Annotated in this window: 16 protein-coding genes; 7 read left to right on the top strand and 9 right to left on the bottom strand. The window is 68.8% G+C overall.

Going from position 1 to position 20885, the window contains the following annotated elements; all coding sequences use genetic code 11:
* Positions 1 to 25: 25 nt before the first annotated feature.
* The 3 genes from iscR to uvrB form a co-directional block, all read right to left on the bottom strand.
* Positions 26 to 562 (bottom strand): Fe-S cluster assembly transcriptional regulator IscR, encoded by a 537-nt coding sequence (gene iscR / locus JI746_RS22600; RefSeq protein ID WP_201692549.1) that lies wholly within the window; start codon positions 560 to 562, stop codon positions 26 to 28.
* Between the two features lie 218 nt (positions 563 to 780).
* Positions 781 to 1275, bottom strand: coding sequence for a low molecular weight protein-tyrosine-phosphatase (locus tag JI746_RS22595; RefSeq protein ID WP_201692548.1), 495 nt, complete (start codon positions 1273 to 1275; stop codon positions 781 to 783).
* Between the two features lie 34 nt (positions 1276 to 1309).
* Entirely contained in the window at positions 1310 to 3409 is a 2100-nt protein-coding gene (uvrB, locus tag JI746_RS22590; RefSeq protein ID WP_201692547.1) for an excinuclease ABC subunit UvrB, read from the bottom strand.
* 94 nt (positions 3410 to 3503) lie between these two features.
* Between uvrB and JI746_RS22585 the strand changes: the two genes are divergently transcribed.
* Genes JI746_RS22585 through JI746_RS22570 form a run of 4 tightly spaced genes read left to right on the top strand, consistent with a single transcriptional unit; the run spans position 3504 to position 8034 of the window.
* Positions 3504 to 4703, top strand: a complete 1200-nt coding sequence (locus tag JI746_RS22585; protein ID WP_201692546.1) for an amino acid aminotransferase — start codon at positions 3504 to 3506, stop codon at positions 4701 to 4703.
* A gap of 7 nt (positions 4704 to 4710) precedes the next feature.
* Positions 4711 to 6036 carry a TIGR03862 family flavoprotein gene (locus JI746_RS22580; protein WP_330893057.1) on the top strand — a complete coding sequence of 442 codons (1326 nt, stop codon included), beginning with the start codon at positions 4711 to 4713 and terminating at the stop codon, positions 6034 to 6036.
* A gap of 50 nt (positions 6037 to 6086) precedes the next feature.
* A complete protein-coding gene (locus JI746_RS22575) occupies positions 6087 to 6257 on the top strand; it encodes a hypothetical protein (protein ID WP_201692545.1) in 171 nt (56 codons plus the stop codon).
* Positions 6258 to 6315: 58 nt separating this feature from the next.
* On the top strand, positions 6316 to 8034 hold the full coding sequence (locus JI746_RS22570; protein ID WP_201692544.1) for an NAD(P)/FAD-dependent oxidoreductase: 1719 nt from the start codon (positions 6316 to 6318) through the stop codon (positions 8032 to 8034).
* 6 nt (positions 8035 to 8040) lie between these two features.
* On the opposite strand, the gene ygiD is transcribed toward JI746_RS22570, so the two are convergent.
* A complete protein-coding gene (ygiD, locus tag JI746_RS22565; protein WP_201692629.1) occupies positions 8041 to 8913 on the bottom strand; it encodes a 4,5-DOPA-extradiol-dioxygenase in 873 nt (290 codons plus the stop codon).
* A gap of 151 nt (positions 8914 to 9064) precedes the next feature.
* Between ygiD and JI746_RS22560 the strand changes: the two genes are divergently transcribed.
* The 3 genes from JI746_RS22560 (at position 9065) to JI746_RS22550 (ending at position 13507) form a co-directional block, all read left to right on the top strand.
* Positions 9065 to 10453, top strand: coding sequence for a polyhydroxyalkanoate depolymerase (locus JI746_RS22560; protein WP_201692543.1), 1389 nt, complete (start codon positions 9065 to 9067; stop codon positions 10451 to 10453).
* Complete coding sequence (gene rsxB / locus JI746_RS22555) at positions 10450 to 11112, top strand: electron transport complex subunit RsxB (protein WP_201692542.1); 663 nt, start codon at positions 10450 to 10452, stop codon at positions 11110 to 11112. Before JI746_RS22560 ends, rsxB begins: the two co-directional genes overlap by 4 nt.
* Positions 11113 to 11377: 265 nt before the next feature.
* The gene (locus JI746_RS22550) at positions 11378 to 13507 is read left to right on the top strand and encodes a TonB-dependent receptor (RefSeq protein ID WP_201692541.1); all 2130 of its coding nucleotides are present in this window, start codon (positions 11378 to 11380) and stop codon (positions 13505 to 13507) included.
* Positions 13508 to 13674: 167 nt separating this feature from the next.
* On the opposite strand, the gene JI746_RS22545 is transcribed toward JI746_RS22550, so the two are convergent.
* The 5 genes from JI746_RS22545 to JI746_RS22525 all read right to left on the bottom strand — a co-directional run bounded on the left by JI746_RS22545 (position 13675) and on the right by JI746_RS22525 (position 20871).
* Complete coding sequence (locus tag JI746_RS22545) at positions 13675 to 14115, bottom strand: CBS domain-containing protein (RefSeq protein WP_201692540.1); 441 nt, start codon at positions 14113 to 14115, stop codon at positions 13675 to 13677.
* A gap of 56 nt (positions 14116 to 14171) precedes the next feature.
* On the bottom strand, positions 14172 to 15227 hold the full coding sequence (locus tag JI746_RS22540) for a 2-oxoacid:ferredoxin oxidoreductase subunit beta (RefSeq protein WP_201692539.1): 1056 nt from the start codon (positions 15225 to 15227) through the stop codon (positions 14172 to 14174).
* Positions 15224 to 17047, bottom strand: a complete 1824-nt coding sequence (locus tag JI746_RS22535) for a 2-oxoacid:acceptor oxidoreductase subunit alpha (RefSeq protein ID WP_201692538.1) — start codon at positions 17045 to 17047, stop codon at positions 15224 to 15226. The genes JI746_RS22540 and JI746_RS22535 overlap by 4 nt, the downstream gene beginning before the upstream one ends.
* The gene (locus JI746_RS22530; protein WP_201692537.1) at positions 17044 to 18873 is read right to left on the bottom strand and encodes an FAD-dependent oxidoreductase; all 1830 of its coding nucleotides are present in this window, start codon (positions 18871 to 18873) and stop codon (positions 17044 to 17046) included. The genes JI746_RS22535 and JI746_RS22530 overlap by 4 nt, the downstream gene beginning before the upstream one ends.
* A gap of 117 nt (positions 18874 to 18990) precedes the next feature.
* Complete coding sequence (locus JI746_RS22525) at positions 18991 to 20871, bottom strand: putative bifunctional diguanylate cyclase/phosphodiesterase (protein ID WP_201692536.1); 1881 nt, start codon at positions 20869 to 20871, stop codon at positions 18991 to 18993.
* Between the last annotated feature and the right edge of the window lie 14 nt (positions 20872 to 20885).

Below are 20885 nucleotides of genomic sequence, written 5' to 3'. Positions count from 1 at the left end.
TCGTCTGGATCCGTTCGTGCCGTTCTTATTGCTTGGCGAAGGAATTGCCGAGCGCGAACACCGAGTTGGGCGCGTTCACGCGGATCGGCTTGACCACCGGGGCGCTGGAAATCGCGCGCTTGGTCGCCGGCTTGTCCTCGATCTGCATGCCCTTGGCGAGCTGGTCGTCGACCAGCTTCTGCAGCGTGACCGAATCGAGGAATTCCACCATGCGCTGGTTCAGCGCCGACCACAGCTCGTGCGTCATGCAGCGGCCGCCATCGCCGTGGCAGTTTTCCTTGCCGCCGCACTGGGTGGCGTCGATCGGCTCGTCCACCGAGACGATGATGTCCGCGACGGTGATCTCGGACGCCTTGCGGCCGAGCGTGTAGCCGCCACCCGGCCCGCGGGTGGATTCCACCAGCTCATGCCGGCGCAGCTTGCCGAACAGTTGCTCGAGATAGGACAGCGAGATCTGCTGCCGCTGGCTGATCGCCGCCAGGGTGACGGGACCGTTGTTCTGGCGCAGCGCCAGATCGATCATTGCGGTGACCGCAAAGCGGCCTTTGGTAGTGAGACGCATCGCTAGCTCCTTCCTGCTGGCTTGCTTGCCGTACCTCGCTCAGCGCCCGCTGGCAAGGCCGTCTCCACCCATCGTTCCGGCTTTGTAGTGCATGCCGGCCCTCGGCCGGCATCCGTGCGCCGGCTGTTTTCTGAATATCCTGGGTTCCTGACTGTTTCCGTCAAGTATACCAGAAAACCCGTCGGCGAGCTCGGGTAATCCGGTCTTTTTGCGCTGCATCAAACGTTTCGCAGATTGAGCTTGCCGCGGATGTGTTGGAGCAGTCCTACGCAGGCGGACTCGACATGGTCGAGCACGGTTTCGAAGCCGCGATCTCCGCCGTAGTAGGGATCCGGCACCACGTCGCCAATGCCCTCCGGCGCGAACTCCATCAGGCGCTTGAGCTTGTGGCGGTGCTGCGGCGGGCAGTCTTCCTCCAGCAGCGCCAGGTTGTCCCAGTCCATGGCGCAGATCAGGTCGAAGCGCTCGAAATCCAGGGGCTGGACCTGCCGCGCCCGCAGGTCCGCCAAGTCGTAGCCGCGCATGGAGGCGTGGTGGCAGCTGCGCTCGTCCGGCGGCGCCCCGACGTGGTAATCGTGCGTGCCGGCCGAGTCGGTGCGGATGCGGTCCTGCAGCCCGGCGTCACGCACGAGGTGGCGGAACACGCCTTCGGCCGTCGGGCTGCGGCAGATGTTGCCCATGCAGACGAAGAGAACGTGGAATGTCTGGCGCATGCCGGGATTGTCGCGCGCGGACGAAGGGTGAATCCTAGCTCCGGATCGGCACCACGTTGTCGTGCACCACCGCCCCGAAGGCCTGCTCCTTGAGCACGGCCAGCTGGTCGCGCAGGCGCGCCGCCTTCTCGAACTCGAGGTTGCGCGCGTGCTCGAGCATCTGCTTTTCCAGCTGCTTGATGCGCTTGGAGATGTCCTTCTCGGACATGTCCTCCACCATGGCCCGCTGCAGCTCCTGCTTTTCCTGCTCCTTGCTGGCCTTCTCGCTGTAGACGCCGTCGATCAGGTCGCGGATCTGCTTCTGGATGCTGCGCGGCGTGATGCCATGCGCCTCGTTGTGAGCGATCTGCTTGGCGCGTCGGCGCTCCGTCTCGTCGATCGCCCGCTTCATCGAGTCGGTCATGTTGTCGGCGTAGAGGATCGCCTTGCCGTTCAGGTTGCGGGCGGCGCGGCCGATCGTCTGGATCAGCGAGCGCTCGGCGCGCAGGAAGCCTTCCTTGTCGGCATCGAGGATCGCCACCAGCGACACCTCCGGGATGTCCAGGCCCTCGCGCAGCAGGTTGATGCCCACCAGCACGTCGAACTGGCCCAGCCGCAGGTCGCGCAGGATCTCCACCCGCTCCACCGTGTCGATGTCGCTGTGCAGGTAGCGCACCTTTACGCCGTTGTCGCTGAGGTAGTCCGTCAGCTGTTCGGCCATGCGCTTGGTCAGCGTGGTGATCAGCACGCGCTCGTTCTTCTCGACGCGGATGCGGATTTCCTGCAGCACGTCGTCGACCTGGTGGGTCGCCGGCCGCACTTCGACTTCCGGGTCGATCAGGCCGGTCGGGCGCACCAGCTGCTCCACCACCTGGCCGGCATGCGTCTTCTCGTAGTCCGCGGGCGTCGCCGACACGAAGACCACCTGGCGCATGCGGGTCTCGAACTCGGCGAACTTCAGCGGCCGGTTGTCCATCGCCGAGGGCAGCCGGAAGCCGTAGGCCACCAGGGTCTCCTTGCGCGCCCGGTCGCCCGCGTACATCCCGTTGAGCTGGCCGATCATCTGGTGGCTCTCGTCCAGGAACATCAGGGCGTCCTTGGGCAGGTAGTCCGTCAGCGTGGACGGCGGCGCTCCCGGAGGCGCACCGGAGAGATGGCGCGTGTAGTTCTCGATGCCCTTGCAGTGCCCGAGCTCGGCGAGCATCTCGAGGTCGAAGCGGGTGCGCTGCTCCAGCCGCTGGGCTTCCACCAGCTTGCCCTCGGAGACGAAGTACTTCAGGCGCTCGTCCAGTTCCAGCTTGATCGATTCCACCGCCGACACCACCTTCTCGCGCGGCGTCACGTAGTGGCTGGAAGGGTAGACCGTGAAGCGCGGAACCTTCTGGCGGATGCGGCCGGTGAGCGGGTCGAACAGCTGCAGCGTCTCGATCTCGTCGTCGAACAGCTCGATGCGGATCGCCAGTTCCGAGTGTTCGGCCGGGAAGATGTCGATCGTGTCGCCCCGCACCCGGAAGGTCCCGCGGGCGAAATCCTGCTCGTTGCGGTTGTACTGCATGCGGATCAGCTGCGAGATCACGTCGCGCTGGCCGATCTTGTCGCCCACCCGCATGATGAAGCGCATCTGCGTGTAGTCCTCGGGGGCGCCGATGCCGTAGATGGCGCTCACCGTGGCCACGATCACCGTGTCGCGCCGCTCCAGCACGCTCTTGGTGGCCGACAGGCGCATCTGCTCGATGTGCTCGTTGATCGAGCTGTCCTTCTCGATGAACAGGTCGCGCTGCGGCACGTAGGCTTCGGGCTGGTAGTAGTCGTAGTAGCTCACGAAGTACTCCACGGCGTTCTTCGGGAAGAACTCGCGGAACTCGCTATAGAGCTGTGCGGCCAGCGTCTTGTTGGGGGCGAAGACGATCGCCGGCCGCCCGAGCCGCGCGATCACGTTGGCCATGGTGAAGGTCTTGCCCGAGCCCGTCACCCCCAGGAGGGTCTGGTAGACCTCGCCGTCCTGCACGCCTTCGACCAGCTTGTCGATCGCCTGGGGCTGGTCGCCGGCCGGCGGATAGGGCTGGAACAGCTCGAACGGGGAGTCGGGAAACGTGAGGAACGTGCCCTTTTTCTCCTGCTCCTGGGCCTCTGCGGTCTGGGGAATTGCACTCATTCGGGTAAATACGGGGAAGGCCCCTTAAAATTGCGGGCAGCCGGCCAGCGTACAACAGGCCGGCCGTCTTTGCCACCGCATCCCAAGGAAGCCCATGTCTCTCTTCACCGCCGTCGAAATGGCGCCCCGCGACCCGATCCTGGGTCTGACCGAGCAGTTCGTCGCCGACACCAATCCGAAGAAGGTGAATCTCGGCGTGGGCGTGTACTACGACGACAACGGCAAGCTGCCGCTGCTGCAGTGCGTCCAGAAGGCGGAAGAGAAGATGATGGCGGCCCACGCCGCCCGCGGCTACCTGCCGATCGATGGCATCGCGGCCTACGACGCCGCGATCAAGAGCCTGGTATTTGGGGCCGATTCCGAAGTCGTCAAGGCCGGCCGCGTCGCCACCGTGCAGGCCCTGGGCGGCACCGGCGGCCTGAAGATCGGCGCCGACTTCCTGCACAAGCTGAACCCGCAGGCCAAGGTCCTGATCAGCGACCCGAGCTGGGAGAACCACCGCGGCATCTTCCGCGACGCCGGCTTCACCGTCGAAACCTACCCGTACTACGACGCCGACAAGCGCGGCATCAACTTCGACGCCATGCTCACCGCCCTGGGCACGGCCGAAGCCGGCACGGTGATCGTGCTGCACGCCTGCTGCCACAACCCCACCGGCTACGACCTGACGCCCGCCCAATGGGACCAGGTGGTCGCCGCCGTGAAGGCCCGCAAGCTCGTCGCCTTCCTCGACATGGCGTACCAGGGCTTCGCCCAGGGCATCGCCGAGGACCGCGTGGCGGTGGAAAAATTCATCGCCTCGGGCGAGGACTTCTTCGTCTCCACCTCCTTTTCCAAGAGCCTGAGCCTGTACGGCGAGCGCGTGGGCGCCCTGTCGGTCCTGTGCCAGGACAAGGACGAAACGGCGCGCGTGCTGTCGCAGCTGAAGATCGTCATCCGCACCAACTACAGCAACCCGCCCACGCACGGCGGCCAGGTCGCGGCCACCATCCTCAACACGCCGGAGCTGCGCACCCTGTGGGAGCAGGAACTGGCAGCGATGCGCGTGCGCATCAAGCAGATGCGCACCGCGATCGTCGAGAAGCTCAAGGCCGCCGGCGTGCAGCGCGACTTCAGCTTCATCGCCCACCAGGTCGGCATGTTCAGCTACTCGGGCCTGACGAAGGAGCAGATGCTGCGCCTGCGCAACGAGTTCGGCGTCTACGGCATCGACAGCGGGCGCATCTGCGTGGCCGCGCTCAATAGCAGGAACATCGACTACGTCGCGGAGTGCATTGCCAAGGTCGTCCAGTAAGGACTCGGTGCCGCCGCGGCGCGTCGCCGTGGTCGGCGGCGGTCCGGCCGGCCTCATGGCGGCCGAAGTGCTGGCGCAGGGCGGCGTCGAGGTCGACCTGTTCGACGCCATGCCCTCCGTCGGCCGCAAGTTCCTGCTGGCCGGCCGCGGCGGCCTGAACCTGACGCACTCCGAGCCGACGCCCCGGCTGCTGGCGCGCTACGGCGAGCGCAGCGAAGCGCTGCGGGCGGCCGTCGAGGCCTTCGATGGCGCCGCCGTGCGCCAATGGGCAGCCGGCCTGGGGATCCCCACCTTCGTCGGCACCTCCGGCCGCGTTTTCCCCGAGGACATGAAGGCCGCGCCCCTGCTGCGGGCGTGGCTGCAGCGCCTGCGCGGCCTGGGGGTGCGGCTGCATGCGCGGCATCGCTGGACGGGCTGGACCGAGGATGGGTCCCTGCGCTTCGCCAGCCCGGAGGGCGAACTGCTGCACTCCGCCGCGGCGACCGTGCTGGCCCTCGGCGGCGCGAGCTGGTCGCGGCTCGGCTCCGACGGCGCCTGGGTCCCGGTCCTGCAACAGGGCGGCGTCGACATCGCGCCGCTGCGCCCTTCCAACTGCGGCTTCGACGTCGCGCCGACCGCCCCCGGCCGCGAGGGCTGGAGCGCGCACCTGCGCGAGCGCTTTGCGGGCCAGCCGGTGAAGACCGTCGCGGCCGTGGTCGGCGATCCTCGTAGGCTGGCGGTGGAGCGACAGCGAAACCCCAGCGCTTCGCGCATCGCTGGGGTTCCTGGCGTCACCCCAGCCTACGTCCCCGGCGAGTTCGTCGTCACCGAAACCGGCATCGAAGGCAGCCTGGTCTACGCCTTCAGCGCGCCGCTGCGCGAGCACATCGCGCGCGACGGCGAAGCGACGCTCCTGGTGGATCTCCTGCCGCAGCACACGCCCGCACAGGTCCTGGCCGAAACCAGCCGGCCGCGCGGCCCGCGCAGCCTCTCCACCCACCTGAAGAGCCGGCTCGGCATCCAGGGCCTCAAGATGGCGCTGCTGCATGAGGTGCTCACGCCGCAGCAACTGGCCGATCCGGCGCAGCTCGCGCAGGCCCTCAAGGCGCTGCCGATCACGCTGGTCCGCCCGCGCCCCCTGGACGAGGCGATCAGCACGGCCGGCGGCGTGCGCTTCGAGGCGCTGGACGCCAACGGCATGCTGCGCGCCCTGCCCGGCGTCTTCTGCGCCGGCGAGATGCTGGACTGGGAAGCGCCCACCGGCGGCTACCTGCTCACCGCCTGCTTCGCCACCGGCCGCTCGGCCGCCGGAGGGGTCCTGCAGTGGCTCGCGGCGCGCCCGGCCGCCGTCTGAGGGATAATCCCGGGTTCCTTTCTCCAACCAGACAACCCGACGGAGCAGTCATGGGCAACAAGATCACCACCGAAGCGGACCGCAAGGCCACCCCGCGTCCCGCCGCCCCCAAGGGCGTCACCTTCACGCCGACCGGCACCGGCCAGAAGGTCAGCCTCGAGCGCGGTTCCCACACCCGCAGCAAGAAGAACCCGGGCAAGCGCCCGCACAAGGGCGGCTGATCCCTTCCCGCCTGCAGCGCGCCGCCCCCGGGCGGCGTTTTGCATTCAGGCCACGACCATGCTGAGAATCACCGAGCTTCGCCTGCCCCTGGACCACGCCGAGGACGCCCTGCGTCCCGCCGTCGTGCAGCGGCTCGGGATCGCGGACGCCGACCTGCTTTCCTTCAGCGTGTTCCGGCGCGCCTGGGACGCCCGCAAGAAGAGCGCGATCCTCCTGATCTACACGGTGGACTGCGAACTGCGCGACGAGGCTGCGGTGCTGGCGGCGAAACAGGGCGACCCGCACGTGCGCCTGGCGCCGGACACGCGCTACCGCTTCGTCGGCCACGCGCCGGCCGACTTCTTCGCCCAGGAGCGGCCGCGTCCCCTCGTCGTGGGCTTCGGTCCCTGCGGCATGTTCGCGGCGCTGCTGCTGGCGCAGATGGGGCTGCGGCCGATCGTGCTGGAACGCGGCAAGGAGGTGCGCCAGCGCACCAAGGACACCTGGGGCCTGTGGCGCCGCGGCGTGCTGGACCCGGATTCCAACGTGCAGTTCGGCGAGGGCGGCGCCGGCACCTTCAGCGACGGCAAGCTGTGGAGCCAGATCAGCGATCCGCGCCACCTCACGCGCAAGGTGCTGACGGAGTTCGTCAAGGCCGGCGCGCCGGAGGAGATCCTGTTCGTCAGCAAGCCGCACATCGGCACCTTCCGGCTGGTGAGCATGGTGGAGAAGATGCGCGCCGAGATCGTCGCCCTCGGCGGCGAGATCCGCTTCGGGCAGCAGGTGACCGACGTGCTGATCGAGCCTGACGGCGACGGCGGACACCTGCGCGGCGTGACGCTCGCCTCCGGCGAGCAGCTGCGCGCCGACCATGCCGTCTTCGCGCTCGGGCACAGCGCCCGCGACACCTTCACGATGCTGCACCAGCGCGGCGTCTTCATGGAGGCCAAGCCGTTCTCGGTGGGCTTTCGCATCGAGCACCCGCAGGGCGTGATCGACCGCGCCCGCTTCGGCCCCAATGCGGGCAACCCGATCCTCGGGGCGGCCGACTACAAGCTGGTGCACCACGCGAGGAACGGCCGCGGCGTCTACAGCTTCTGCATGTGCCCGGGCGGCACCGTGGTCGCAGCGACCTCGGAGCCCGAGCGCGTCGTCACCAACGGCATGAGCCAGTACTCGCGCGCCGAGCGCAACGCCAATGCCGGCATCGTGGTGGGCATCTCGCCGCAGGATTACCGGCAGGACGGCCAGTCCGAAGGCCCCGTCAGTCCGCTCGACGGCATGCGCTTCCAGCGCCTGTGGGAGTCGCGCGCCTACGAGCTGGGCGAAGGCGGCTACCTGGCGCCGGGCCAGCTGGTGGGGGATTTCCTGAAGAAGCAGGCCAGCCGCGGCCTGGGCAACGTGCTGCCCTCGTACAAGCCGGGCGTTCGCCTGACGGACCTGGCGCAGCCCGGGCGCGAGAGCCTGCCGGTCTACGTGCTGGACGCGATCCGCGAAGCGATTCCCGCCTTCGACCGCCAGATCGCCGGCTTCGCCATGCGCGACGCCGTGCTCACCGGCGTGGAGACACGCACCTCGTCGCCGCTGCGCATCACGCGCAACCGCCAGTACCAGAGCCTCAACGTACGCGGGTTCTATCCGGCCGGCGAAGGCGCCGGCTATGCGGGCGGGATCATGTCGGCGGGCGTCGACGGCATCGAGGTGGCGGAGGCCGTGGCGCGTGCGATGCTCGGAATTCCCGGCGACACGCCGCTGTCGCAGCATGCCGTCGGGCCGTCGGTCATGCAGGCGACCTGAGCCCCGTCACCCCCACACCACCGAGCGCATCGAGATCGAGGCCGACTGGAAGCCTTCGTTGAAGAAGCGCATCTTCTCGCCGGGCTCCGCCGCGCCGGCGGCATGCAGCAGCGGCAGGTAGTGGTCGTGGGTGGGATGCGCGAGCTGGGCCACCTGCCCCAGTTGCTGGAAATCGGCCAATTCCGCCAGCGCGCCCTTTTCCAGCAGCGCCCTTGTCTTGCCGTCGAATTCGAAGGCCCAGTCGTAGGCCTGCATGGCCGGCACGCCGCGGCGCGTGGCGCGCAGGTTGTGCACGATGTTGCCGCTGCCGACCACCAGCACGCCCCGCTCGCGCAGGGCCGCCAGTTGCCGCCCCAGGGCGAAGTTCTCCGCCGGTGGGCGCCCGTAGTCCAGGCTCAGTTGCAGCACCGGGATGTCGGCGGCCGGGAACATCGGCTTGAGCACCGACCAGGTGCCGTGGTCGAAGCCCCATTCGCGTTCGTCCAGGCCCACGCGCGGCTCGCCGATGCCGGCGGCGATCGCCTTCGCGGCAGCGGGCGCCCCGGGAGCGGCGTACTCCTGCTCGAACAGCGCCCGCGGGAAGCCGCCGAAGTCGTGGATCGTGCGGGGCTGGTCCATGGCGGTCAGGTACCAACCGCGCGTGAGCCAGTGCGCGGACACGCACAGGATCAACTGCGGCTTCGCCCAGGTGCGGCCGAACTCGGCGCCCAGCGCCTGCCAGGCGCGGCGGAACGCGTTGTCCTCGATCGCGTTCATCGGGCTGCCGTGGCCGACGAACAGCACCGGCAAGCGCGGGCTGCGGGCCAGCGAATCCATCCCCGCGGCGGCGGCGGTCCGGTGCAGGAGCGAGCCCCCGGCGAGCGCCGCGGCGGCGGCCATCCAGCTGCGTCGATGCAAAGATTTCCTTCCTTTCGCCAGGGGAATTGGGCGAGCCTGACAAACGGCCGGCCTTATCGACTCATCCTTGGGCTTTCGTCAGGCAGTCTAGCGGTCCGGCTGTTATATTGCAGTGCAACAACTCGGAGCCCCCATGCTCTACCAGATCTACGAGGCGCAGCGCTCGCTCATGGAGCCCTTCGCCGATTTCGCGCTGGCAGCGTCCAAGCTGTACAGCAACCCGCTGTCCCCCTTCGGCCAGCACCCGCTCGCGCAGCGCATGTCCGCCGGCTTCGACCTGATGTACCGGCTCGGCAAGGATTACGAGAAGCCGGAATTCGGCATCACGAACCTCGACGTCGACGGCGTCGAGATCGCGATCCAGGAACGCATCGAGATCGACAAGCCGTTCTGCGAGCTGCGCCGCTTCAAGCGCTTCTCGGACGACCCGCACACGCTGGAGACGCTGCACGGCCAGCCGGCGGTGCTGATCGTGGCGCCGCTGTCCGGCCACTACGCCACGCTGCTGCGCGACACCGTGCGCTCCATGCTGCGGGACCACAAGGTCTACATCACCGACTGGCGCAACGCCCGCATGGTGCCGCTGGAAGCCGGCGAGTTCCACCTCGACGACTACGTCAACTACGTGCAGGAGTTCATCCGCCACCTGCAGCAGCAGTACGGCAACTGCCACGTGATCAGCGTCTGCCAGCCCACCGTGCCGGTGCTCGCCGCCGTGTCGCTCATGGCCTCGCGCGGCGAAACCACGCCGGCGACGATGACCATGATGGGCGGCCCCATCGACGCCCGCAAGTCGCCCACCGCGGTGAACAACCTGGCGATGAACAAGAGCCACGACTGGTTCGAGGTCAACGTGATCTACCGCGTGCCGCCGGGCTTCCCCGGCGAGGGCCGGCGCGTCTATCCGGGCTTCCTGCAGCACTCCGGCTTCGTCGCGATGAACCCGGACCGGCACCTCTCCAGCCACTACGACTACTTCAAGCACCTGATCGCCGGCGACGATGCGTCGGCCGAGGCGCACCGCCAGTTCTACGACGAGTACAACGCCGTCCTCGACATGGACGCGGACTACTACCTCGACACCATCCGCGTGGTGTTCCAGGAATTCCGCCTGGTCGACGGCACGTGGGACGTGCGCAACCCGCAAGGCCAACTGGAACGCGTGCGCCCCGAGGACATCCGCACCACCGCGCACTTCACCATCGAAGGCGAGCTGGACGACATCTCCGGCGCCGGCCAGACCGAGGCCGCGCACGCCCTCTGCTACAACGTGCCCAAGGAGCGCCAGAAGCACCTGGAGGTCAAGGGCGCGGGCCACTACGGCATCTTCAGCGGCCGCCGCTGGCGCGAAGTGGTGTACCCGCAGGTGCGCGACTTCATCGCCGCCTTCCACGACATCGCCCCGGTGCCGGCCCGCCAGGCCGCTGGCCGCACGCCGGTGGCCGCCGCGCGCCGCGCCAGCGACGTGGCGCGCACGACCGCCCCGCGCGCTTCGTCCCGCAAGCGCGCCGCATCGAAGTGAAGCCGCTGGCGGCGCGGCTGCACGCCGCGCTGCCGCAGACGCAGTGCACCCGCTGCGGCTACCCGGATTGCGCCGGGTACGCCGAGGCCATCGCGGCCGGCGAGGCGGAGGTCAACCAGTGTCCGCCCGGCGGCGCCGAAGGCGTGGCGCGCCTCGCCGCCATCGCGGGGCGGCCCTTGCTGCCGCTCAATCCCGCCAACGGCGTGGAAGGCCCGCGCACCGTCGCGGTCATCGACGAGGACTGGTGCATCGGCTGCACGCTGTGCCTCGATGCCTGCCCCACCGACGCGATCCTGGGCGGCAACAAGCGCATGCACACCGTGATCGAACCCTGTTGCACCGGCTGCGAGCTGTGCGTGCCGGTGTGCCCGGTCGACTGCATCGCGCTGGAAAACGCGAGCGGCGATCGCACCGGCTGGCAGGCCTGGTCGCAGGCGGAAGCCGGCCAGGCCCTCGCGCGCTACGAGGCGCGCAAGCTGCGCCAGGACCGCGAGGCGCGCGAGCATGCCCAGCGGCTGGAGGAGAAGGCGCGCGCGAAGCTGGCCGACCTGCCGGCGCTGACGCATGGCGCCCAGGGCGAGGAACTCGCGCGCAAGAAGGCGGTGATCGAGGCGGCGCTGGCGCGGGCGCGCGCGAAGCGCGAGGGGTCCGCTTCGTAGGCTGGCGGTGAGCCGCGCAGCGCGCGAACCCCAGCGATCGCGCGAAGCGCTGGGGTTCGCGGCGCGCTGCGCGCGCGCTCACCACCAGCCTACCGACCGCCCCGCGTTCGAGGCGCCCGTCGACCCCTCGCAACGAACCTTCACGCTCCAGTTGCGAACTATTCTCATCTGAGCGATACTGGCGCCCTTCGTTCATCGTCATCCCCGGCAAGCCAGAGACGGTTCCGACCCCCCAGCCAGCCGCAACCATCCAGGAGTCCATCCCATGGTGCGTGCCTTCCGGCTGCAGCCTTGCCTCGTCGCGGTCCTCGCCGCCCTCCCCGCCCTGTCCTTCGCCGAAACCACCCTGCGCGAGGTGGACGTGCACGCCCAGCCCGAACGCGCCGACGGCCCCGTGCAGGGCTATCGCGCCAACCACTCCTCCACCTTCACGAAGACCGACACGCCGCTCAAGGAGGTCCCCGCCTCGGTCACCGTCGTCCCGGCCGAACTCATGAAGGACCAGGCGATGCGCGGCCTCGACGACGTGCTGCGCTACGTGCCCGGCGCCACCGTGCACCAGGGCGAAGGCAACCGCGACCAGGTCGTGCTGCGCGGCAACAGCACCACCGCGGACTTCTTCGTCGACGGCGTGCGCGACGACGCGCAGGTGTTCCGCGACATCTACAACCTCGAGCGCGTCGAGGTGCTCAAGGGCCCCGGCGGCATGGTGTTCGGCCGCGGCGGCGCCGGCGGCGTCGTCAACCGCGTGACCAAGAAGCCGGTGTTCGGGCGCGTCGCGGAAGCGAGCCTCACCGGCGGCAGCTTCGGCCAGGCGCGAGGCAGCGTCGACATCGGCAACAAGGCCGGCGACACCTTCGCCTGGCGGCTGAACGCGATGGCGGAACACGCCGACAGCTTCCGCCACGGCGTGGACCTGCGGCGCGCCGCGATCAACCCCGTCGTGACCTGGGCGGCCGGCTCGGCCACCGCGGTCACGCTGGGCCTCGAGCACGCCGAGGACGAGCGCACCGCGGACCGCGGCATCCCCTCGCGCGACGGCCGGCCCTTCGACACCGGCCGCGGCACCTTCTTCGGCAACGCGGACCAGAGCAACGCCCGCAGCACCGTCGATGCGCTCTATTCGATCGTCGACCACGACCTGGGCGGCGGCGTCCTCGTGCGCAATACCTTCCGCGCCACCTGGTACGACAAGTTCTACCAGAACGTGTTCCCGGGCAGCGCCGTGAATGCGGCCGGCACGCTGGGCATCACCGCCTACAACAACGCCAACGACCGCACCAACGTCTTCAACCAGACCGACGTGACGGCCAAGCTGCGCGCCGGCGGCATGGAGCACACCGTGCTCGCCGGGCTGGAGCTCGGGCACCAGGACAGCCGCAACGAGCGCCGCAGCGGCCTGTTCGGCAGCACGGTCGGCACGATCAACGGCATTCCCGCGAGCAACCCGATCGCCACCGCGACGGACTTCGATTTCCGCGGCACCGATGCGCACAACCGCGTGAAGTCCGACATCGTCGGCCTCTACGCCCAGGACCAGATCGCGCTCACCAGCACCTGGAAGGTGCTGGCCGGCCTGCGCTACGACTTCTTCAAGGTCGATTTCGACGATCGCCGCACCACCGTCACGCCGGCCGACCTGCAGCGCACCGACCGCGAGTTCAGCCCGCGCCTGGGCCTGATCTGGACGCCGACCGAGCGCTCCACCTACTACGCGAGCTACAGCTACGCCTTCCTGCCTTCGGGCGAGCAGCTCGGGCTGGCCACCGGCACCGCCGACCTCGCACCGGAGAAGTCCACCAACTACGAGATCGGCGCGCGCTGGGACCTGCTGCCGCGGCTGACGCTCTCGGCCGCCGCCTTCCGCCTGGACAAGGACGACGTGCGCGCGCGGGATCCGTCCGGCAGCGGCCTGTTCATCAAGACCGGCCAGCAGCGCACGCAGGGCGTGGAGATCGGCCTGCAGGGCGAAGTCACGCCGCGCTGGCAGGTGTACGGCGGCTACGCGCACCTCGATGCCAAGGTGGTGAACGCGCTGAACACCGGAACGGACCCCACCGGCGCGGCGATCCCGGCCGGCCGCCGCATCGCGCTGGTGCCGAAGAACACGCTGTCGCTGTGGAACCGCTATGACATCGGCGCCGGCTGGGCGGCGGCGCTCGGCCTGATCCACCAGGGTGAATCGTTCGCCTCGATCAGCAATGCGGTGACGCTGCCGGCGTTCACGCGGGCCGATGCCGCGGTGTACTACACGTTCCGCGGCGGCAAGACGCGCGTGGCCTTGAACGTGGAGAACCTCACGGACCGCAAGTACTACCCGACGGCGGATGGCGACAACAACATCAGCGTGGGCGCGCCACGCTCGGCGCGGGTGACGCTGACGACGACGTTCTGATGCGGGGAGCGCTGGGGTTTCCGGCGCGCTGCGCGCGCGGTCACCGCCAGCCTACAGCGGGCACGCACGTCGCGAGTTCGTAGGCTGGCGGTGAGCCGCGAAGCGCGCGTCCGAGCGCCGCATGCGGCGCGTAGTCCGAGGCGTCAGCCTCGGCCACCCCAGCGCTATCACCCCAGCGCGTCGTTCACCTGCTCGTTGAACTCCGTCTGCGACAGCGCCGCGTCCACCTCGCGCGGCAGCGCATCGCGCACCGAGAAGACGCCCATCACCTTGTGGTCGGGGCCGATGATCGGCAGGTGGCGGAAGCCGCGCTCTATCATGATCAGCACGGCGTCCGAGACCTTGGTCTGCGGCGTGACGCACAGCGGATTCGACGTCATCACCTGCACCAGCGTCGTCTGCTTCGGATCGAGTGCACGCGCCAGCACGCGGGTGGTGAGGTCGCGCTCCGTCACGATGCCCAGCACCTTGTCGGGCGGCTCCATCACCAGCACGCTGCTGAAGTTGGCGCGCGTCATCGCGCAGGCGGCCTCCCACACGCTGGCGTGTGGCGTCAGGCTCAGGATGACCCGCTTCGGGATCGACTGGAAGACGGTGCGTTCGGCCATGGCGAGCCCCCCTTTCCCTGGTCAGAGATGGTTGCCTTTGTACGGGGAAGTCCGCGTCAGCGCAATGACGCGTTGATCTTTTCCAGCACCGGAACGCCCGGACACAGGTGCCGAGCCTCCAGCGCGTTGAGCGGACGGGCCGTCGTGTTCAGCGCCGTGTGCAGATCGGTCGCCAGAGGGTCAACATAGAGCAGCCCGGTGACAATCTCGCCGCGCACCTGGTGTTCCTGCATGAAGGCCATGGCCCGCCGGCGGTCGGTCGGGTCGTAGTCCTTCTGCAGGCTGCGCAGGCGCAGCAGGGTGCCGTCGTGCTGCCGCACGTCGACCACTTCGCCCGGCGCCGCATCGGCCGTGATCTCCGCCTGCGGCGTGATGAAGTCGATGCGGCTCACCGACTCGTTGTGCTCGCGCACGTAGTCGTAGCTCTTGGTGCTGCCCGGGTGGTTGTTGAAGGCCACGCAGGGGCTGATCACGTCGATGAAGGCCGCGCCGCCGTGGCTCATGGCGCCCTTGATCAGCGGCACCAGCTGCGCCTTGTTGCCCGAGAAGCCGCGCGCCACGTAGGTCGCGCCCAGTTGCAGCGCGATGCCGACGAGGTCGATCGCGCTGTCGCTGTTGATCACGCCCTTCTTGCTCTTGGAGCCGGCATCCGCGGTGGCGGAGAACTGGCCCTTGGTGAGGCCGTAGACGCCGTTGTTCTCGACGATGTAGGCCATGCGCACGCCGCGGCGCATCGCATGGGCGAACTGCCCGAAGCCGATGGAGGCGGAGTCGCCGTCGCCGGACACGCCCAGGTACAGCAGTTCGCGATTGGCGAGGTTGGCACCGGTCAGCACGGAAGGCATGCGCCCGTGCACCGTGTTGAAGCCGTGCGAGGCGCCGAGGAAGTAGTCCGGCGTCTTGGAACTGCAGCCGATGCCCGAGAGCTTGGCCACGCGGTGCGGCTCGATGTCCAGTTCCCAGCAGGCCTGGATGATGGCGGCGGAGATCGAGTCGTGGCCGCAGCCGGCGCACAGCGTGGAGATCTTGCCCTCGTAGTCCCGGCGCGTATAGCCGACGCGGTTCTTCTCCAGCGTCGGGTGGTGCAGCGGCGGCTTGGCGATGTAGGTCATGCCACGTTCTCCCTCTGGTCCTGGACTTGCGCGGTGATGGCCTGGGTGATGAAGCGGGCGGTGATCGGGGTGCCGTCGTAGTGCACCACCTTCACCAGCCGCGCGGGATCGACCTCGAGTTCGTTGACCAGCAGCGAGCGCATCTGGCCGTCGCGGTTCTGTTCCACCACGAACACCTTCTCGTGCTGCGCGATGAAATCGGCGACGCTGTCCGGGAAGGGGAAGGCGCGCAGGCGCATCGCGTCGAGCTCGATGCCCTGGCCGGCGAGCACCTCCAGCGCTTCCAGCATCGAGGGGCTGGTCGAGCCGTAGTAGATGACGCCCAGCGGCGCCTTGCGGGCCGCGCGCCGGACCACCGGCTGCGGCACCAGCGTGGCGGCGGTGCGGAACTTGCGCACCAGCCGCTCCATGTTGTAGACGTAGTCGGGGCCGCGTTCCGAATAGCGCGCGTACGGGTCGCGCGTGGTGCCGCGGGTGAAGTACGAGCCCTTGGTCGGGTGCGTGCCGGGCAGCGTGCGCCAGGGGATGCCGTCGCCGTCGACGTCCTTGTAGCGGCCGAAGTCCTTGCCGGCCTCGAGTTCCTCGTAGCTCATGACCTTGCCGCGGTCGTATTCCTGGCCCTCTTCCCACTCGAACGGGTTGCACAGGCGCTGGTTCATGCCGATGTCGAGATCGGTCATCACGAACACGGGCGTCTGCAGCCGGTCGGCGAGGTCCAGCGCCTTGGCCGTGTGCTCGAAGCACTCGTGCGGGTCTTCCGGCAGCAGCAGGATGTGCTTGGTATCGCCGTGCGAGGCGTAGGCGCAGGCCAGGATGTCGGCCTGCTGGGTGCGGGTGGGCATGCCGGTGGAGGGGCCGCCGCGCTGCACGTTCACGATGGTCACCGGGATCTCGGCGAATTGCGCCAGGCCGATGAACTCCGTCATCAGGGAAACGCCCGGCCCCGAGGTGGCGGTGTACGCCCGCGCGCCGTTCCAGCCCGCGCCCACCACCATGCCGATGGAGGCGAGCTCGTCCTCGGCCTGCACGATCGCGTAGTTGTGCTGGCCCGTGTCCTTGTCGACGCGCAGCTTGCTGCAGTACTTCTGGAAGGCTTCGGCCACCGAGGACGAAGGCGTGATCGGGTACCAGGCCATCACCGAGGCGCCGCCGTACACCGCACCCAGCGCGCAGGCGCTGTTGCCGTCGACGAAGATGCGGTTGCCCACGCGGTCCGCGCGGCGCACCCGGATGCCCAGCGGGTACTTCAGGTGCTCCTCGGCGAACTCGCGCCCGAGGTGCAGCGCCTGCACGTTGGACGACAGCAGCCTTTCCTTGCCCTTGTACTGCTCGCCGAACAGCTTCTCGATCTCCTTCGGGTCGATCTCCAGCAGCACCGACAGCGCACCGACGTAGACGATGTTCTTGAACAGCTGGCGCTGGCGCGGATCGTCGTAGACGGCGTTGCAGATCTCCGTGAGCGGCATGCCGATGACGTGCACGTCGTCGCGGAACTTCGAGGGCGGCAGCGGCCGCGTGTTGTCGTAGAACAGGTAGCCGCCGGGCGAGAGCTCCGCCACGTCGGCATCCCAGGTCTGCGGGTTCATGGCGACCATCAGGTCGACGCCGCCGCGCCGGCCCAGCCAGCCCTTCTCGGTGACGCGCACCTCGTACCACGTGGGCAGGCCCTGGATGTTGCTCGGGAAGATGTTGCGCGGGCTCACCGGCACGCCCATGCGCAGGATGGACTTGGCGAACAGCTCGTTGGCCGAGGCGGAGCCCGAGCCATTGACGTTCGCGAATTTCACGACGAAGTCGTTGACGGCCTCGATCCGGTTCATGCCGCCACCTCCTGCTGCTTCTTCTGCTGCCCCCGCGCCGATCCGGCCAGCGCGGTCTTGAACATGTACTTCTGCATGTCCCACGCCCCCGTGGGGCAGCGCTCGGCGCACAGCCCGCAGTGCAGGCAGACGTCCTCGTCCTTCACCATCACCCTTCCCGTCTTGAGGTGGCCGGACACGTACAGGTCCTGCGCCAGGTTCAGCGCCGGCGCCTTCAGGCGCTGGCGCAGGTCGCCTTCCGCGCCGTCGCCCGTGAAGGTGATGCAGTCCATCGGGCAGATGTCGACGCAGGCGTCGCATTCGATGCAGGCGCTCTGGTTGAAGACGGTCTGCACGTCGCAGTTCAGGCAGCGCTGCGCTTCCTTGAACGCCGTCCGGGCGTCGAAGCCCAGTTCCACCTCGACGCGGATGCTGGCCAGCGCCTTTTCCGCCTGCGCCCACGGCACCTTGAAGCGGTTGTCGAGCGAGGTTTCGTTGCTGTAGCTCCACTCGTGGATGCCCATCTTCTGGGACATCAGGTTGGTCAGCGGCGAGGGGCGCGCGCGCGGATCCTGGCCGGACAGCAGCAGGTCGATCGAGACGGCCGCCTCGTGGCCGTGGGCCACTGCCGTGATGATGTTCTTCGGGCCGAGCGCCGCGTCGCCGCCGAAGAACACGTTCGGCACGGTCGACTGGAAGGTGAGCTTGTCCAGCACCGGCAGGCCCCACTTGTCGAAGGCGAGGCCGCTGTCGCGCTCGATCCAGGGGAAGGCGTTCTCCTGGCCGACGGCGATCAGCACCTCGTCGCAGGGGAAGAAGGCGTTCGGCTCGCCGGTGGGCACCAGGTTGCGGCGGCCCTGGTCGTCGTATTCGGCGCGCACGACCTGGAACAGCATGCCGGTGAGCTTCCCGTTCTCGTGCACGAAGGAGAGCGGCACGTGCATGTTGATGATGGGGATGCCCTCGTGCATGGCATCCTCCTTCTCCCACGGCGAGGCCTTCATTTCCTCGAAGCCGCTGCGCACGATCACCTTGACGTCCTCGCCGCCGATGCGGCGCGCCGAGCGGCAGCAGTCCATCGCCGTGTTGCCGCCCCCCAGCACGATCACGCGCTTGCCGACGCTCGTGACGTGGCCGAAGGAGACCGAGGCCAGCCAGTCGATGCCGATGTGGATGTGCCGGGCGGCTTCCTTGCGGCCGGGGATGTCGAGATCGCGCCCGCGCGGTGCACCGCAGCCGACGAAGATCGCGTCGTAGCCCTGCGCCATCAGCGCCTTCATGGACTCCACGCGCTGGCCGCCGACGAACCGGGCGCCGAGTTCCAGCACGTAGCCCATCTCCTCGTCGATCACCGACTCGGGCAGGCGGAAGCGCGGGATCTGCGTGCGCATGAAGCCCCCGGGCTTGGGCTCGCCGTCGAACACCGTGACCTCGTAGCCCAGGGGCGCGAGGTCGCGGGCCACCGTAAGCGAGGCCGGACCGGCGCCGACGCAGGCGATGCGCTTGCCGTTGCGCTTCGGCGCGGGCTGCGGCATGCGCTTGCGCACGTCCTCCTTCAGGTCCGCGGCGACGCGCTTGAGCCGGCAGATCGCCACCGGCTCCGGCTCACCGGCGTTGCTCTGTTCGACGCGCCCGCGCCGGCAGGCCGGTTCGCAGGGCCGGTCGCAGGTGCGACCGAGGATGCCCGGGAAGACGTTGGACACCCAGTTGATCATGTAGGCGTCGCCGTAGCGGCCCTGCGCGATCAGTCGGATGTATTCGGGGACGGGGGTGTGCGCGGGACAGGCCCACTGGCAATCCACCACCTTGTGGAAGTACGCCGGATCGGCGATGTTGGTCGGTTGCAAGAACCCTCCTGGACTGCACGGCCCGGCATGCGGGCCTTTTCCAGTCTACGCCGCTGGTGCGCAGGCTGCCTCTCCGTGGATTCCACTACGAGGAGCAGGGTCGACTGTTGACGAAGCTCAGGAAATATCGTCCGCGATCGGAACGCGCACCGGGCGCCCACCGCGCGTGAGCCACTTGGCCGCGAACGCCAGTCCCGTGGCGGGCTCGCCGAAATAGCGGCCCTGCCCCTGGTCCCAGCCGTTCTTCTTCAGGAAGGCAAGCTGTTGCGCCGTCTCCACGCCGCAGGCCACGCAGGACAGCTTGAGCCGGCGCGCCAGGTCGCCCATCCCGAGCAGCATCGCCTGCACCGCCGGATCGCGCTCCACGTCGCGCAGGAAGGAGCCATCCGGCATGATCTCGTCGCAGGGCAGCTGGCGCAGGTGCGAGATGGTGGCGCTGCAGCCGAAGCGGCCCAGCGCGATGCGCACACCCTTCCTGCGCAGGCCCGCGATGGCGGCGGCCTCCTTGGCCGGCAGGTTGTCCAGCGCCGAGACCTGCTGCAGTTCCAGAGAAAGCTGGCGGGCGTCGACCCCATTGGCCAGCGCCGCGCTCACCAGGTGCACCAGGTCGCTCGGCCGGATGTTGGCCAGCGAGACCTTGACGGCGATGGGCACCGGCTGCAGGCCCGCGGTGCGCCAGTTCTTCAGGTGCTTCATCAGCATCTCGAACAGCCATTCGGACAGCACCACGTCCATCTCGGAGCTGCCGGCCAGGTCCATCAGCTCGTCGCCCTCGATCATGCGGCCGGAGGCATGCTTCCAGCGCAGCACCGCCCCGCCGGCCACCACGCGGCCGCTCGCGAGTTCCACGCGCGGCTCGTACAGCAGCTCGATCTCGTCGCGGCTGACGGCGTGGCGCAGTTCCGCGCTCAGGTCCAGCCGGCTCAGCGCCATTTCCTTGAACTGCGGCGAGAAGAATTCGTAGCGGTGCGGGCCCGCCAGCTTGGCGTGGCGCAGCGCCAGGCCCGCGTTGCGCATCAGCACGTCGGGCTCCGTGCCGTCGTTCGGGAACACCGAGACGCCCACGCTGCAGGTGACGAACAGCTCCGGGAAGCCGGGCCGCTGGAAGCTCACCGTGGAGTCCTCCAGCAGCTTGTTGATGAAGGCGGCGCTCGGCACGCCCTCCATGTACGGCACGATGATGGCGAATTCGTCGCCGTCGAAGCGGTACAGGCTCGGGTTGTGCTGCTCCGAGCTGAGTTCGCCGCCGTGCTCGGTCTGCACGCAACTGGCGAGGCGCTTGGCCACGCGCTGCAGCAGCTGGTCGCCCACGCCGCGGCCCAGGGCATCGTTGATGCGACCGAGGTCGTCGACGCCCACGTGGATCAGCGCGCCCGGGTGCGCGCTCGCCAGCGCTTCGTCCAGCACCGCGGCCATGTCCTTGCGATAGCGCTGCTTGTTCGGCAGGCCCGTCAGGCCGTCATGCTGGCTCAGGTACTCGCGGTAGGCGCTCGCGGCCAGCGTGTTGCGGATGCGCAGCGCCAGCTCGCTCGGGTCGACCGGCTTGGACAGGAAATCCATCGCGCCGAGCGCCAGGGCCTTGAGCTTGACCTGCGGGTCGGTGCTGCTGGTCAGCACGATCACCGGCACGTGGCGCAGCACCTTGTCCTCGCGCATCGCCGCCAGGATGTCGAGGCCGCTCACCTTGGGCATGCTCAGATCGAGCAGCAGCACGCCCGGCTGCTCCTTGCGCATCATGGGCACGGCGCGTTCGGGCTGGTCGGTGTTGACGAACTGGCGGTAGCCGGCATCGGCCAGGAAGGCCTCCGTCATCTCGATGTTCAGCATCTCGTCGTCGACCATCATGATCAACGCGTCCGACTGGCCGACCGAGCGCGAGCGCCAGACATCCTCCCGCGGCGCCAGCGCCCGCAGCTCCGTGAGGGACAGCCGGTCCTCGCCCGGGGCGAACACCGTGGGCTGGGTCGCCATCATGTCCCGGTCCGAGTCGCTGCCCATGTTGTCCCCTCGGT

The organism is Ramlibacter alkalitolerans (genome assembly GCF_016722765.1).
Classification (GTDB): Bacteria; Pseudomonadota; Gammaproteobacteria; order Burkholderiales; family Burkholderiaceae_C; genus Ramlibacter; species Ramlibacter alkalitolerans.
This window is presented reverse-complemented; position numbering and strand designations above follow the sequence as displayed.

Coding starts and splice junctions, on each gene's coding strand:
- iscR (WP_201692549.1), bottom strand. CDS start 562: ATGCGTCTCACTACCAAAGGCCGCTTTGCGGTCACCGCAATGATCGAT.
- JI746_RS22595 (WP_201692548.1), bottom strand. CDS start 1,275: ATGCGCCAGACATTCCACGTTCTCTTCGTCTGCATGGGCAACATCTGC.
- uvrB (WP_201692547.1), bottom strand. CDS start 3,409: ATGAGTGCAATTCCCCAGACCGCAGAGGCCCAGGAGCAGGAGAAAAAG.
- JI746_RS22585 (WP_201692546.1), top strand. CDS start 3,504: ATGTCTCTCTTCACCGCCGTCGAAATGGCGCCCCGCGACCCGATCCTG.
- JI746_RS22575 (WP_201692545.1), top strand. CDS start 6,087: ATGGGCAACAAGATCACCACCGAAGCGGACCGCAAGGCCACCCCGCGT.
- JI746_RS22570 (WP_201692544.1), top strand. CDS start 6,316: ATGCTGAGAATCACCGAGCTTCGCCTGCCCCTGGACCACGCCGAGGAC.
- ygiD (WP_201692629.1), bottom strand. CDS start 8,913: ATGGCCGCCGCCGCGGCGCTCGCCGGGGGCTCGCTCCTGCACCGGACC.
- JI746_RS22560 (WP_201692543.1), top strand. CDS start 9,065: ATGCTCTACCAGATCTACGAGGCGCAGCGCTCGCTCATGGAGCCCTTC.
- JI746_RS22550 (WP_201692541.1), top strand. CDS start 11,378: ATGGTGCGTGCCTTCCGGCTGCAGCCTTGCCTCGTCGCGGTCCTCGCC.
- JI746_RS22545 (WP_201692540.1), bottom strand. CDS start 14,115: ATGGCCGAACGCACCGTCTTCCAGTCGATCCCGAAGCGGGTCATCCTG.
- JI746_RS22540 (WP_201692539.1), bottom strand. CDS start 15,227: ATGACCTACATCGCCAAGCCGCCGCTGCACCACCCGACGCTGGAGAAG.
- JI746_RS22535 (WP_201692538.1), bottom strand. CDS start 17,047: ATGAACCGGATCGAGGCCGTCAACGACTTCGTCGTGAAATTCGCGAAC.
- JI746_RS22525 (WP_201692536.1), bottom strand. CDS start 20,871: ATGGGCAGCGACTCGGACCGGGACATGATGGCGACCCAGCCCACGGTG.